Source organism: Inmirania thermothiophila, assembly GCF_003751635.1.
GTDB classification, from domain to species: Bacteria; Pseudomonadota; Gammaproteobacteria; order DSM-100275; family DSM-100275; genus Inmirania; species Inmirania thermothiophila.
This window is the reverse complement of record NZ_RJVI01000001.1, coordinates 944,392-958,076: the sequence shown is the minus strand read 5'-3', so window position 1 is coordinate 958,076 and position 13,685 is coordinate 944,392. Positions and strand designations below refer to the sequence as shown.

Genomic DNA, 13,685 nt, shown 5'->3' with positions numbered 1-13,685 from the left:
CCCCCGCAGCACCGGAGACCGTCATGAGGGGACGCGGCGACAGCGCCGGGCGGCGGCGCGCGGCCTTCGCGGCGCTGGCCCGCTATCGCGAACTGATCGACGACTGGGCCGCCTTCGTGGAGGCCCTGGAGCGGCCCTTGCCGCGCTGCGTCTGGGCCAATCCCCTGCGCATCGACGCCGCGGGGCTGGCCCGGCTGCTGGCGGCCGAGGGGGTGGAGGCGCATCCGCTCGCCTGGCACCCCGGCGCCTTCCGCCTCGCCGCGGCGGACGGGGTCGGGGCCCGCTGGTGGTACCTCGCGGGCCTCGCCCACGCCCAGGAGGAGGCCTCGCTGCTGCCGGTGCGCCTGCTCGATCCGCAGCCGGGCGAGCGGATCCTCGACCTCTGCGCCGCCCCCGGCGGCAAGACGGCGCAGATCGCGCTCGCCCTCGGCAACCGCGGCACGGTGGTCGCCAACGACGTCCACTTCGGCCGCCTGCGGCCCCTGCGGGCGAGCGTCGAGCGCCTGGGGCTGCTCAACGTCAGCCTCACGGTCCACGACGGCACCGGCTACCCCGGCGAGGCCGGCCCCTTCCACCGCGTCCTCGTGGACGCCCCCTGCAGCGGCGAGGGCACCCTGCGCAAGCACGCCGCGCTGGAGGGCGAGGTGGGCGAGGCGCTCTCGCGCCGCTACGCCCGGCGCCAGCGGGCGCTGCTGCGCCGTGCCGTGCAGCTCACCCGCCCCGGCGGGCGCATCGTCTACTCCACCTGCACCTTCGCCCCCGAGGAGAACGAGGAGGTGGTGGACGCGGTGCTGCGCGAGGCCGAGGGGCGCCTGCGCATCGTGCCCGCGCGCGTCCACGGCCTGCGCCTCGCCCCCGGCGTCACCCGCTGGGCGGGGCGCGACCTCGACCCCGCCCTCGCCGGCGCCGCCCGTCTCTGGCCCCACCACAACGACACCGGCGGCTTCTTCGTCGCGGTGCTGGAGCGCACCGACGGGCCCGCCCCCGCCGAGGCCGCGACCGCCGCCCCGGACGCCCTCGACGAGCCCCTGGTGCGGGCCCTGCTCGCGCGCCACGGCGTCCCCGAGGCCGCCGCCGCGGGCTGGCGCATCACCGGCCGCAGCGGCCGCGGCGTCCACGTCGCCGCCGCCGACCACGTCCCGCCGCCGCGCCCCGCCCCCGAGGCCACGGGGCTGCCGCTGGTCAACCTCAGGGCCCGCCCGCCCAAGGCCACCACCGCGGCGGCGCTCCTCCTCGCGGCCCAGGCCACCCGCAACGTCGTCGACCTCGAGGCCGCGGAGCTCGCCGCCTACCTCGCCCGCGCCGCGGTGACGCTGCCCGCGGCCCGCACCGCGGCCTGCGACGGCGGCTTCGTCCTCGTCCGCCACCGCGGCTTCGGCCTCGGCACCGCGCTGCTGCGCCCGGACGGCACCCTCGAGAGCCTCTTTCCCAAGCGCTGGGCGGTGCCGACCTGAGGGAGGCGGTGCCGCGGCCGGACCGCTACAATGCGGCGCCGGCCCGAACCCCCATGCGAGCCATGGACCGCATCACCCTCATCCGCCCCGACGACTGGCACCTGCACCTGCGCGACGGCGAGGCGCTGGCCACCACCGTGCCCCACGCCGCGGCCCGCTTCGGCCGCGCCATCGTCATGCCGAACCTGCGCCCGCCGGTGACCACGGTGGCGGCGGCCGAGGCCTACCGCCGGCGCATCCTCGCCGCGCGCCCGCCCGGCGCCGCCTTCGAGCCGCTGATGACCCTCTACCTCACCGACACCACGCCCCCGGAGGAGATCGCCTGCGCCGCCGCCTCGGGCCTGGTGCGCGCGGTCAAGCTCTACCCCGCCGGCGCCACCACCCACGCCGAGGCGGGCGTGACCGATCCGCTGCGGCTCGACCCGGTGCTCGAGGCCATGGCCGCGCACGACCTGCCCCTGCTCGTGCACGGCGAGGTGGTGGACCCGGAGGTGGACGTCTTCGACCGCGAGGCCGTCTTCATCGACCGCGTCCTGGGGCCGCTGGTGGAGCGCCACCCGCGGCTGCGCGTGGTCCTCGAGCACGTCACCACCCGGCACGGGGTCGCCTTCGTGCGCGCGGCACGCCCCGGGGTCGCCGCCACCATCACCGTCCACCACCTGCTGCTCAACCGCAACGATCTGCTGGTGGGCGGCATCCGGCCCCACCACTACTGCCTGCCGGTGCCCAAGCGCGAGGCCGACCGGCTCGCGCTGCTGGAGGCGGCGGTGGGCGGCGATCCCCGCTTCTTCCTCGGCACCGACAGCGCGCCGCACCCGCGAAGCGCCAAGGAGAGCGCCTGCGGCTGCGCCGGCGTCTACACCGCCCATGCCGCCGTGGAGCTGCTCGCCGAGGTCTTCGAGGCCGCCGGCGCCCTCCACCGCCTGGAGGCCTTCGCCGCCCGCCACGGCGCCGCCTTCCACGGCCTTGCGCCCCATCCCGACACCATCACCCTGGTGCGGGATCCGTGGCCGGTGCCGCAGCGCTATCCCTTCCCGGACGGCGGCCTCGTGCCGCTGCGCGCCGGCGGCACCGTCGCCTGGAGGCTCGCGGCATGAGCGAGCCCCGCCCCAGGGCGCCCATCGCCGAGCGCTTCCGCGGCTACCTGCCGGTGGTGGTGGACGTGGAGACCGGCGGCCTCAACCCCGACACCGACGCCCTGCTGGAGGTGGCGGCGGTGCTCATCGAGATGGACGAGGCCGGGCGGCTGCGGCGCGGCGCCACCCACGCCCGCCACGTGCTCCCCTTCGAGGGGGCGCGGCTCGACCCCAAGGCGCTGGAGATCACGGGCATCGATCCCTGGCATCCCTTCCGCGACGCCCGCCCGGAGAAGGAGGCGCTGCAGGAGATCTTCCGCCCCATCCGCCGCGCCCTGCGCGAGACCGGCTGCAACCGCGCCGTCCTCGTGGGGCACAACCCCGCCTTCGACCTCGCCTTCCTCAAGGCCGCGGTGCGCCGCTGCGGGATCAAGCGCGACCCCTTCCACCCCTTCGCCACCTTCGACACCGCAACCCTGGCGGGCGTCGCCCTGGGGCAGACCGTGCTCGCGAAGGCGGTGGAGGCGGCGGGGATGGAATGGCAGAGCAGCGAGGCGCACTCGGCGATCTACGACGCCGAGCGCACCGCCGACCTGTTCTGCCACATCGTCAACCGCTGGCAGGCCCTGGAGCGCCTGGCCTCAGGAGGCTGAGGCCTCGCCGCCGGCCTTCTCCACCGCCTCGCGCACCATCCGCTGCAGCTCGCCGCGCTCGTAGAGCTCGAGGGTGATGTCGCAGCCGCCCACCAGCTCGCCGTTGATGTAGAGCTGCGGGAAGGTGGGCCAGTTGGCGTAGCGGGGCAGGTTCTCGAAGATCTCCGGATCGTCGAGGACGTTGACGTAGGCGAACTTGACGCCGCACTGGGCGAGCGCCGCCGCGGCGCGGCTCGAGAAGCCGCACATGGGGAACTGCGGCGTCCCCTTCATGAACAGCACCACCGGGTTGCCCTCGACGATCTCGCGGATCCGGTCCATCACGTCCATCGCGCTCACCTCCGTAGGGAAAGGGATGCCCCCTTGGGGCCGTCATGGACCCAGTCTAAACCAGGCGGCGCACTCGGAAAAACCCCGCCCCCCTTGCGGGTGCCCCGCCGCTCAGCGCAGGCCGTCGACGTTGCGCTGCAGCCACAGCTCCAGCATCGCCAAATGAAAGAGCTTGCTGCCCTGGATGCGCGTCAGGTGACGCTCGGGCTCGGCCAAGAGCCGCTCCACGTAGGGGCGCCGGAACAGACCCCGCTCGCGCGCCCGCGGCGAGTCGAGGACCTCGCGCATGAAGGCGAGGAAGGGCCCGCGCACGTACTTCAGGGCCGGCACCGGGAAGTAGCCCTTGGGCCGGTCGATGACCTTGTCCGGGAGCCGGCCGCGGGCGATGCGCTTGAGGATGTGTTTGCCGCCCGAGGCGAGCTTGAGCTCGGGGGGCATGCGCGCGGCGAGCTCCACCACGTGGTGGTCGAGGAAGGGCACCCGCGCCTCCAGCCCCCAGGCCATGGTCATGTTGTCGACGCGCTTGACCGGGTCGTCCACCACCAGGGTGGTGACGTCGAGGCGCAGCACCGCGTCGATGAAGGTCTCGGCGCCGGGCTCGGCGAGCCGCGCCGCGACCAGCTCCGCGGTGTGGTCGGGGCCGTGGAAGCGCGGATCCACCGTCTCCAGGTACTCGGCGTGGTCGCGGTCGAAGTAGTGGCGGCGGAAGCGCTCCACGGCCGGCCCCTCGGTCTCCGCCGCCATGCGCGGGTACCAGAAGTAGCCGCCGAAGACCTCGTCCGCGCCCTGCCCGCTCTGCACCACCTTGACCTCGCGCGAGACCCGCTCGGCGAGCAGGTAGAAGGCCACCGCGTCCTGCCCGAACATGGGCTCGGCCATGCAGTCGACGGCCTCGGGCAGGCGCTCGAGCACCTGCTCGTTGGGGACCAGGAAGCGGTGGTGGCGCGTGCCGTAGCGCTCGGCCACCGGGTCCGAGTACTCGAACTCGCTTCCGCGCTCCTCGGGCTGGTCCTCGAAGCCCACCGAGAAGGTGAGGATCTCGCCGCCGCCGGCCTCGGCGAGCAGCGCCACCAGCAGGCTCGAGTCGAGCCCGCCCGAGAGGAGCACGCCGACGGGGACGTCGGCGATGGCGCGCCGCCGCCGCACCGCCTCCAGCAGCGCCCCATGGACCGCCTCCTCCCACTCGGCCTCGCTGCGCGGTGCGCCCTCCCGCGTCGCCTCGAGCCGCCAGTAGACCCGCTCGCGGCCGGCGCCGTCGGCCTCCACGGTGAGGGTGGTGGCCGGGGGGAGCTTGCGCAGCCCGCGCAGGATCGTGCGCGGGGCCGGCACCACCCCGTGCAGGGTGAGCTGGTGGTGCAGGCCCACCGGGTCGATCTCGGTGTCCAGCCCCCCGGCGGCGATGAGCGCCTGGGCGTTGGAGGCGAAGCGCAGCCACCGCCCGGTGCGGGCGTAGTAGAGGGGCTTGATGCCGAGGCGGTCGCGGGCGAGGAAGAGGCGGCGCGCATGCAGGTCCCAGAGGCCGAAGGCGAACATCCCGTGGAGCCGCTCGACGCAGCGCTCGCCCCAGGCGTGGTAGGCCTTCAGGATGACCTCGGTGTCGCCGTGGGAGAAGAAGCGGTAGCCGAGCCGCGTCAGCTCCCGGCGCAACTCCGGGTAGTTGTAGATGGTGCCGTTGAAGACCAGGGCGAGGCCGAGCTCAGGGTCCACCATCGGCTGGTGGGCGCGCTCGGACAGGTCGATGATCGCCAGACGCCGGTGTCCGAGCGCCAGCGGTCCGTCCTCGTAGGCCCCCTCGTGGTCGGGGCCGCGCCGGCGCAGCTCGCCGAGCATGCGGCCGAGCGCCGCAAGGTCGGGCCGGGCCCCGTCCAGGCGCAGCTCACCGCAGATCCCGCACATCTCCGCCCTCCCCAGGCCGACGGGCGGCCATTGTAGCCCAGCCCCTTTCCCTCGCGCGGCACTCGGGAAACTGACCTGGCTCAATGCCCGCCGCGGCGCACCCGCGTAGCATCCTTCCCACACCGCGCCTCCCGGGCGGCTACACTGCTGCCAGGCGGCGCGCCACGGAAACCATCGCCCACAAAAGAAGGGAGGATCTCACCATGGAGCACAAGCTTCCGGAGCTGCCCTACGCCATGGACGCGCTCGCGCCCCACATCTCGCGCGAGACCCTCGAGTACCACTACGGCAAGCACCACGCCACCTACGTGGCCAACCTCAACAAGCTCATCGCCGGCACCGAGTACGCCGACATGAGCCTCGAGGACATCGTGCGCAAGGCGCCCCCGGGCGGGATCTTCAACAACGCCGCGCAGGTCTGGAACCACACCTTCTACTGGCACAGCCTCAGCCCCAACGGCGGCGGGGCCCCGACCGGCGCCGTCGCCGAGGCCATCGACCGCGCCTTCGGCTCCTTCGACGCCTTCAAGGAGCAGTTCACGCAGGCGGCGGTGACGCTGTTCGGCTCCGGCTGGGCCTGGCTGGTGCGCAACGCCGACGGCGGCCTCGAGATCGTGCAGACCGCCAACGCCGGCAACCCCATGACCGAGGGCAAGACCCCCATCCTGACCTGCGACGTCTGGGAGCACGCCTACTACATCGACTATCGCAACGCGCGGCCGAAGTACGTCGAGGCCTTCTGGAACCTGGTCAACTGGGAGTTTGCCAATCGCAACCTCGGCTGAGCGGCGCGCGGGGGCGGGTCCCCGCCCCCGCCGGCTCGCGGGGATCGCCCCGGCGGCTTAGAATGCACCGCCCCTGACCCCGGGAACACCCCGTGAGCGAATCGACCGCGCAGGCATCCGCCACCGTCCCCGACTACCTCGCGCGCCACTACCGCTGGGCCTACCTCACCCCCGGCGCGGTGCGCAGGTTCGACCGCCCCTGGGTGGTCAACGCCATTCTCTGGGGCCAGTACCGGCGCCTCGCCCGCGCCGCCGCGGCCTGCTTCGGACCCGGCCAGCGGGTGCTCCAGGCGGCCTGCGTCTACGGCGACCTGAGCCTGCGGATCGCGCGCCGGGTCGGCCCCGAGGGACGACTCGACGTGCTCGACGCCGCCGCGGTCCAGGTCCGCAACGCCCGCGGCAAGCTGCGCGGCATCCGCTGGGCCCGGGTCTGCCGGGGCGACCTCACCCGCCTCGAGGCCGAGGGCTACGACGGCGCCCTCGCCTTCTTCCTCCTCCACGAGCTGCCGGCGCAGGCCCGCACCGAGGTGGTGGCGCGGCTGCTGCGGGCGCTTCGTCCCGGAGGGCGGGCGGTCTTCGTCGACTACCACCGACCCCACCCGCTCCACCCGCTGCGGCCGGTGATGGCCGCCGTCTTCGCCACCCTCGAGCCCTTCGCCGCCGACCTCTGGCAGCAGCCGGTCGAGGCCTTCGCCCCGTCCGCGCCGGCCTGCCGGTGGTCGCAGCGCACCTTCTTCGGCGGCCTCTACCAGCTCGTGATCGCCCGCCGCCTCCCTTGCGGGGGCGCCGGGGCGGCGCTAGATTAGGCCTTCCCGGGCCCGCGCGGTCCCGGGAGCGAGGACGGCGGTCTCGCCCGCGAGACTGCCTTTTTTGCTTTCACGGACGGGGACCCAGCCCCATGGCCGACTGCCTCATGAACACCTACGCCCGCCAGCCGGTGGCCTTCGTCCGCGGCGAGGGCCCCTGGCTGTGGGACGCCGAAGGGCGACGCTACCTCGACGCCATCGCCGGGATCGGGGTCTGCGGCCTCGGCCACGCCCACCCCGCGGTGCGCGAGGCGCTGTGCGCCCAGGCGGGCGAGCTCGTGCACACCTCCAACCTCTACGAGATCCCGCTGCAGCGGCGGCTCGCCGAGCGTCTGGCGGCGCTCACCGGCCTCGAGCGCGCCTTCTTCGCCAACTCCGGCGCCGAGGCCAACGAGGCGGCGATCAAGATCGCCCGCCTCGTCGGGCACCGCCGCGGCCTGCAGCGCCCGGCGGTGATCGTGGCCGAGGGCAGCTTCCACGGCCGCACCCTCGCGACCCTCTCCGCCACCGGCAACCGCCGCGTCCAGGCCGGCTTCGAGCCCCTGGTGCAGGGCTTCGTGCGCGTGCCCTACAGCGACCTCGACGCGATGGAGGCGGCGGGGCGCAACAGCCCGGAGGTGGTCGCCGTCCTGGTGGAGCCGATCCAGGGCGAGGGCGGGGTGCGGGTGCCGCCGGAGGGCTATCTGCGCGGGCTGCGCGCGCTCTGCGACCGCCACGGCTGGCTGCTGATGCTGGACGAGGTCCAGACCGGCGTCGGCCGCACCGGCCGCTTCTGCGCCTTCCAGCACGAGGGCATCGTCCCCGACGTCGTCACCCTCGCCAAGGGGCTCGGCAACGGCGTGCCCATCGGCGTCTGCCTCGCCCGCGGCGAGGCCGCCGAGGCCTTCACGCCCGGCAGCCACGGCTCCACCTTCGGCGGCAATCCGCTGGCCTGCCGCGCCGCCCTGGCGGTGCTGGACGTCCTCGAGGCCGAGGGGCTTCCGGCGCGGGCGGCGGCGGCCGGCGAGACGCTGCGCGCGCGCCTCGCCGCGGCCCTCGAGGGCGTGCCGGGCGTCGTCGCCGTGCGCGGCCGCGGGCTCATGCTGGGCGTCGAGCTCGACCGCCCCTGCGCCGCCCTCGTCGGCGAGGCGCGCGAGCGCGGGCTGCTCATCAACGTGACCGCCGAGCGCGTGGTCCGGCTGCTGCCGCCCCTCGTCCTCGACGACGAGGCCCTGGGGCAGCTCGCCGACCTCCTCGTCGCCCTCGTGCGCGACTTTCTCGACTCGGAGACCTGAGCCATGGCGGTGCGGCACTTCCTGAGCCTGCTCGACCTCGCACCGGAGGAGGCCGAGGCGCTGGTGGCGCGCGCGATGGAGCTTCGCCGCCGCCACCACGCGGGGGAGCGCGGCGAGGCCTTCCGCGGCCGCGTGCTGGCGCTGCTGTTCGAGAAATCCTCCACCCGCACCCGCGTCTCCTTCGAGGCGGCGGTGGCGCAGTGGGGCGGCGCCGCCATGTTCCTGTCGCCGCGCGACACCCAGCTCGGGCGCGGCGAGCCGCTCGAGGACACCGCGCGCGTGCTCTCGCGCATGGTGGACGCCATCGTCGTGCGCACCTTCGAGCACGAGAAGCTGCAGCGCTTCGCGGCCCACGCCACGGTGCCGGTGATCAACGCCCTCACCGACCGCTTCCACCCGTGCCAGCTCCTCGCCGACGTGCAGACCTTCTGCGAGCACCGCGGCCCCATCCGCGGCCGCACCGTGGCCTGGATCGGCGACGGCAACAACGTCTGCCATTCCTGGATCAACGCCGCGCGGCTGTTCGGCTTCCATCTGCGCATCGCGGTGCCGGCGGGCTACGAGCCCGACCCGGCGGTGGTCGCCGCGGCCGCCGAGCGGGTCACGCTCACGCGCGATCCGCTGGAGGCCGCCGCCGGCGCCGACCTGGTGGTCACCGACGTCTGGGCCAGCATGGGCCAGGAGGAGGAGCGCGCGGCGCGCCTCGCCGCCTTCGCCCCCTACCAGGTGGACCGCCGCGTCATGGAGGCCGCCGGCCCCGAGGCCCTCTTCATGCACTGCCTGCCCGCCCACCGCGGCGAGGAGGTGGCGGCGGAGGTCATCGACGGCCCCTGGAGCGTGGTCTGGGACGAGGCCGAGAACCGCCTCCACGCCCAGCGCGCGCTGCTGGAGCTGCTCTGGGGGGTGCGGGGGCCGTGACCCAGACGCCGCCGCTGCTGGAGGTGCGCGGCATCCGCTGCGCCTACGGCCGCAACGCGGTGGTGCACGACCTGTCCCTGCACCTGCCGCGGGGCGTCATCGCCGGCCTCGTCGGCCCCAGCGGCTGCGGCAAGACCACGGTGCTGCGGGCCATCGCCGGCCTCCAGCCCCTCGTCGCCGGCGAGATCCTGCTCGAGGGCCGGGTGCTGTCGGGGCCGGGGGCGGCGGTGCCGCCCGAGCGGCGCGGCATCGGCATGGTCTTCCAGGAACACACCCTGTTCCCGCACCTGAGCATCGGCGACAACGTCGCCTTCGGCCTGCGCGGGCGCCCCGCGGCCGAGCGCCGGCGCACGGTGGAGCGCATGCTCGCCCTGGTGGGCCTGGAGGGGCTCGCCGGCCGCTACCCCCACGAGCTCTCGGGCGGCCAGCAGCAGCGGGTCGCCCTCGCCCGCGCCCTCGCCCCGGGCCCGAGGCTGCTGCTGCTCGACGAACCCTTCTCCAGCCTCGACGTGGAGCTTCGCCAGCGCCTCGCCCTGGAGGTGCGCGAGATCCTCGTGCGCGAGGGCATCACCGCGATCCTCGTCACCCACGACCAGGGCGAGGCCTTCGCCATCTGCGAGCGGGTCGGCGTCATGCACGCGGGGCGCATCCTGCAGTGGGACACCCCCTACAACCTCTACCACGACCCCGCCGACCGCTTCGTCGCCGACTTCATCGGCGAGGGGGTGTTCGTCGCCGGCCGCCTCGTCGACCCCGAGACCCTGGAGACCGAGGCCGGGGTCCTGCGCGGCGACCGCGCCTATCCCTGGCCCCCGGGCACCGCGGTGGACGTGCTGGTGCGTCCGGACGACGTCGTCCCGGACCCCGACGGCCCCCTCGCCGCGATCGTGCGCAACAAGGCCTTCCGGGGCGCCGAGACCCTCTACACCCTGGAGCTGCCCACCGGGGCGCGGGTGCTCTCGCTCTTCCCGAGCCACCTCGACCACGGCATCGGCGAGCGCGTCCGCGTCCGCGTGGCGGCGGACCACCTGGTGGCATTCCCACGCGAGGAGGAGGCCGCGGCATGAACGGGAAGGAGACCCAGGACGGCGGGCTCGAGCTCGTCAGCTTCAAGCTCTGCCCCTTCGTGCAGCGCTCGGTGATCACCCTGCTGCACAAGAAGGCCCGCTTCCGCATCACCTACATCGACCTCGCCGACCCGCCGCCGTGGTTCCGCGAGATCTCGCCCCTCGGCAAGGTGCCGCTGCTGCGCGTCGGCGACGCGGTGATCTTCGAGTCGGCGGTCATCAACGAGTACATCGACGAGACCCACCCGCCGCCGCTGCACCCCGCCGACCCCCTGCGGCGCGCCGTCAACCGCGCCTGGATCGAGTTCGGATCGGAGTGCCTCGGCGATCTCTACCGCATCGTCACCGCCGCCGACGAGACCGCCCTCGAGAAGGCCTGCGCCACGCTGCGCGGCAAGCTCGAGCGCATGGAAGGGGTCCTCGGCGAGGGGCCGTTCTTCAACGGCGAGGCCTTCTCGCTGGTGGACGCGGCCTGGGCGCCGCTGCTGATGCGCCTCGAGCTGCTGCGCCCGCTCGTGCCCGTCTACGGGCCCGAGGCGCTGCCGCGGCTTGCGCGCTGGAGCGAGGTGCTGCTCGCGGCCCCCGAGGTGCGCGAATCCGTGGTGCCGGAGTTCGAGACCCTCTTCCGCGAGCACATCCTCGAGCGCGGCGGGGCCCTCGCGGCGCGCCTCGCGGCTTCGTGATCCCGCGCACGGCAGCGCGCCGCGCCCGGGCTACAATCGGCGCCCACCCGCGCCAGGGAGGAAAGCCGTGATCCGCGCCGCACTGACCCTCGCCGCCCTCGTCCTCGCCGCGCCGGCGCTGCGCGCCGAGACCCGCTACGTCACCGACCGGGTGGAGATCACGGTGCGCAGCGGACCCAGCCTCCAGAACCGCATCCTCAAGCTGGTGCCGAGCGGCACGGCGGTGGAGCTGCTGGAGGCCGACCCCGAGAGCGGCTACTCGCGGGTGCGCCTTGCCGACGGCACCGAAGGCTGGATCATCACCCGCTACCTCATGGACGCGCCGGCGGCGCGGGCGCAGCTCGCCGAGGCCCGCAAGCGCGTCGCCGAGCTCGAGGCCGAGACCGCAAGCCTGCGCGAGCGCATCGCCGAGCTCGAGGCCCAGGGCCAGGCCCTCGGCGCCGAGCGCGACCAGGCGGTGCAGAAGGCGCGCGAGCTCGAGCTCCGCCTCGACCGCATCCAGCGCACCGCGGGCGACGCCCTGCGCATCGAGCGCGAACGCAACGAGCTGCAGACCTATGCGCGCAAGCTCGAGGGCGAGCTGCAGACGCTGCGCGCCGAGAACGACGCGCTGCGCGACCAGAGCGCCCGCGACTGGTTCGTGGCCGGCGCCGGCGTCCTCCTCGTCGGCCTGCTCACCGGGCTGCTCCTCGCCCGCATGCGCGGGCGCCGACGCTCGGGGTGGGACAGCCTCTGAGGCCCCCTCCCACCCTCCCCCGCAAGCGGGGGAGGAGTCTGCCCCTCCCCGCTTCCCCCTCCCTGCCTCCCTCCCCGCGCCGAAGGCGGGGGGAGGGCCGCGGAGGGGCGCGGCCCTCAGCCGCCCCGGCGCAGCCGCGACAGGTCGCGCACGGCGCCGTGGGCGGCGGAGGTCGCCATCGCCGCGTAGGCGCGCAGCGCGGCGCTGACCTCGCGCTCGCGGCGGCGCGGGGTCCAGGCCCGCGCCCCCCGCGCCTCCTCGGCCGCGCGCCGGCGCGCCAGCTCCTCCTCGGGGACGTCGAGGTGGATACGCCGGTTGGGGATGTCGATCTCGATGGGGTCGCCGTCCTCCACGAGGGCGATGAGCCCGCCCTCGGCGGCCTCCGGCGAGACGTGGCCGATGGACAGGCCCGAGGTGCCGCCCGAGAAGCGCCCGTCGGTGACCAGGGCGCAGGCCTTGCCGAGGCCCTTGGACTTGATGAAGCTGGTGGGATAGAGCATCTCCTGCATCCCCGGACCGCCCTTGGGCCCCTCGTAGCGCACGATCACCACCTCGCCGGCCTGGACGCGGTCGCCGAGGATGCCCTCCACCGCCTCCTCCTGGCTCTCGAAGACGCGGGCCGGGCCGCGGAAGACGAGGATGCTCTCGTCCACGCCCGCGGTCTTGACGATGCAGCCGTCCTCGGCGAGGTTGCCGTAGAGTACGGCGAGCCCGCCGTCGGCGCTGTAGGCGTGGTCGAGGTCGCGGATGCAGCCGCCGGCGCGGTCGAGATCGAGCGCCGGGTAGCGCCGCGCCTGGCTGAAGGGGTCGGTGGTGGGGATGCCGCCGGGGGCGGCGCGGTAGAAGCGGTGCACGGCCTCGTCCTCGGTGCGGCGCACGTCCCAGCGCGCCAGGGCCTCGGCGAGGCTTGCGCTGTGCACCGTCGCCGCCCCGGTGTGCACGAGCCCGCCGCGCTCGAGCTCGCCGAGGATGGCCATGATGCCGCCGGCGCGGTGGACGTCCTCGACGTGGTACTGCTGCGTGCTGGGGGCGACCTTGCAGAGGTTGGGCACGCGGCGCGAGAGGCGGTCGATGTCGGCCATGGTGAAGTCCACCCCCGCCTCCCGCGCCGCCGCGAGCAGGTGCAGCACGGTGTTGGTGGACCCGCCCATGGCGATGTCGAGGGCCATGGCGTTCTCGAAGGCCTCGCGGGTGGCGATCCCCCGCGGCAGGGCCCGCGGATCCTCCGCCTCGTACCAGCGCCGCACCAGCTCCATGATCCGCCGCCCGGCCTCCTCGAAGAGCGCGCGCCGGTCGGCGTGGGTCGCCACCAAGGTGCCGTTGCCGGGCAGCGCCAGCCCCAGGGCCTCGGTCAGGCAGTTCATGGAGTTGGCCGTGAACATCCCCGAGCAGGAACCGCAGGTGGGGCAGGCCGAGCGCTCCATCGCCGCCACCTCCTCGTCGGAGACGTCCGGGTTGCCGGCGGCGATCATGGCGTCGATGAGGTCGACGTGCAGCTCCTCGCCGCGCCAGCGCACCTTGCCCGCCTCCATCGGTCCGCCGGAGACGAAGATGGCGGGGATGTTGAGGCGCAGCGCCGCCATCAGCATCCCCGGGGTGATCTTGTCGCAGTTGGAGATGCAGACGAGGGCGTCGGCGCAGTGGGCGTTGACCATGTACTCCACCGAGTCGGCGATGAGGTCGCGCGAGGGCAGGCTGTAGAGCATGCCGCCGTGGCCCATGGCGATGCCGTCGTCGATGGCGATGGTGTGGAACTCGCGCGGGATGCCGCCCGCGGCCCGCACCGCCCCGGCCACGATCTCGCCCACCTCCTTCAGGTGCACGTGCCCGGGGACGAACTGGGTGTAGGAGTTGGCGATGGCGACGATGGGCTTGCCGAAGTCCTCCTCGCGCACGCCGGTGGCCCGCCACAGGGCGCGGGCGCCGGCCATGTTGCGGCCGTGGGTGGTGGTGCGGGAACGGTACTCGGGCATCTCGGCGCTCCTCCTCGGGCCGGGAACGGGAAGA

The 13,685-nt window shown here is 74.4% G+C and carries 13 protein-coding genes; 10 read left to right on the top strand and 3 right to left on the bottom strand.

The genetic code is table 11. From position 1 onward, the window contains the following. The first annotated feature begins 23 nt into the window (after positions 1 to 23). The 3 genes from EDC57_RS04715 (at position 24) to rnt (ending at position 3,183) form a co-directional block, all read left to right on the top strand. Positions 24 to 1,454, top strand: coding sequence for an RsmB/NOP family class I SAM-dependent RNA methyltransferase (locus EDC57_RS04715; RefSeq protein ID WP_123400686.1), 1,431 nt, complete (start codon positions 24 to 26; stop codon positions 1,452 to 1,454). Between the two features lie 62 nt (positions 1,455 to 1,516). Beyond that, a complete protein-coding gene (pyrC, locus tag EDC57_RS04710) occupies positions 1,517 to 2,551 on the top strand; it encodes a dihydroorotase (RefSeq protein WP_123400685.1) in 1,035 nt (344 codons plus the stop codon). Next, positions 2,548 to 3,183, top strand: coding sequence for a ribonuclease T (gene rnt, locus EDC57_RS04705; RefSeq protein ID WP_123400684.1), 636 nt, complete (start codon positions 2,548 to 2,550; stop codon positions 3,181 to 3,183). Before pyrC ends, rnt begins: the two co-directional genes overlap by 4 nt. Here rnt and grxD read toward each other — a convergent pair. Both grxD and EDC57_RS04695 read right to left on the bottom strand, forming a co-directional pair. Beyond that, positions 3,172 to 3,513 (bottom strand): Grx4 family monothiol glutaredoxin, encoded by a 342-nt coding sequence (gene grxD / locus EDC57_RS04700; RefSeq protein WP_123400683.1) that lies wholly within the window; start codon positions 3,511 to 3,513, stop codon positions 3,172 to 3,174. The two genes, rnt and grxD, sit on opposite strands and share 12 nt — an antisense overlap. Before the next feature lie 111 nt (positions 3,514 to 3,624). Further along, complete coding sequence (locus tag EDC57_RS04695; protein WP_123400682.1) at positions 3,625 to 5,409, bottom strand: N-acetylglutaminylglutamine amidotransferase; 1,785 nt, start codon at positions 5,407 to 5,409, stop codon at positions 3,625 to 3,627. A 203-nt stretch (positions 5,410 to 5,612) separates the two neighbouring features. Here EDC57_RS04695 and EDC57_RS04690 point away from each other — a divergent pair, with 203 nt between their 5' ends. The 7 genes from EDC57_RS04690 to EDC57_RS04660 all read left to right on the top strand — a co-directional run bounded on the left by EDC57_RS04690 (position 5,613) and on the right by EDC57_RS04660 (position 11,678). Then, positions 5,613 to 6,194 (top strand): superoxide dismutase, encoded by a 582-nt coding sequence (locus tag EDC57_RS04690; RefSeq protein ID WP_123400681.1) that lies wholly within the window; start codon positions 5,613 to 5,615, stop codon positions 6,192 to 6,194. Positions 6,195 to 6,286: 92 nt separating this feature from the next. Further along, positions 6,287 to 7,000: a rhodoquinone biosynthesis methyltransferase RquA gene (gene rquA / locus EDC57_RS04685; RefSeq protein ID WP_123400680.1), complete on the top strand. Its 714-nt coding sequence runs from the start codon at positions 6,287 to 6,289 to the stop codon at positions 6,998 to 7,000. A gap of 92 nt (positions 7,001 to 7,092) precedes the next feature. Further along, positions 7,093 to 8,274, top strand: coding sequence for an acetylornithine transaminase (locus EDC57_RS04680; RefSeq protein ID WP_123400679.1), 1,182 nt, complete (start codon positions 7,093 to 7,095; stop codon positions 8,272 to 8,274). Positions 8,275 to 8,277: 3 nt separating this feature from the next. Next, positions 8,278 to 9,192, top strand: coding sequence for an ornithine carbamoyltransferase (gene argF / locus EDC57_RS04675; protein WP_123400678.1), 915 nt, complete (start codon positions 8,278 to 8,280; stop codon positions 9,190 to 9,192). Then, positions 9,189 to 10,259: an ABC transporter ATP-binding protein gene (locus tag EDC57_RS04670; protein ID WP_123400677.1), complete on the top strand. Its 1,071-nt coding sequence runs from the start codon at positions 9,189 to 9,191 to the stop codon at positions 10,257 to 10,259. Before argF ends, EDC57_RS04670 begins: the two co-directional genes overlap by 4 nt. Further along, the gene (locus tag EDC57_RS04665) at positions 10,256 to 10,942 is read left to right on the top strand and encodes a glutathione S-transferase family protein (protein ID WP_123400676.1); all 687 of its coding nucleotides are present in this window, start codon (positions 10,256 to 10,258) and stop codon (positions 10,940 to 10,942) included. The genes EDC57_RS04670 and EDC57_RS04665 overlap by 4 nt, the downstream gene beginning before the upstream one ends. A 67-nt stretch (positions 10,943 to 11,009) precedes the next feature. After that, positions 11,010 to 11,678: a TIGR04211 family SH3 domain-containing protein gene (locus EDC57_RS04660; RefSeq protein ID WP_123400675.1), complete on the top strand. Its 669-nt coding sequence runs from the start codon at positions 11,010 to 11,012 to the stop codon at positions 11,676 to 11,678. A 116-nt stretch (positions 11,679 to 11,794) separates the two neighbouring features. Here the strand turns inward: EDC57_RS04660 and ilvD are convergent, their stop codons facing one another. Next, a complete protein-coding gene (gene ilvD / locus EDC57_RS04655) occupies positions 11,795 to 13,651 on the bottom strand; it encodes a dihydroxy-acid dehydratase (protein WP_123400674.1) in 1,857 nt (618 codons plus the stop codon). Between the last annotated feature and the right edge of the window lie 34 nt (positions 13,652 to 13,685).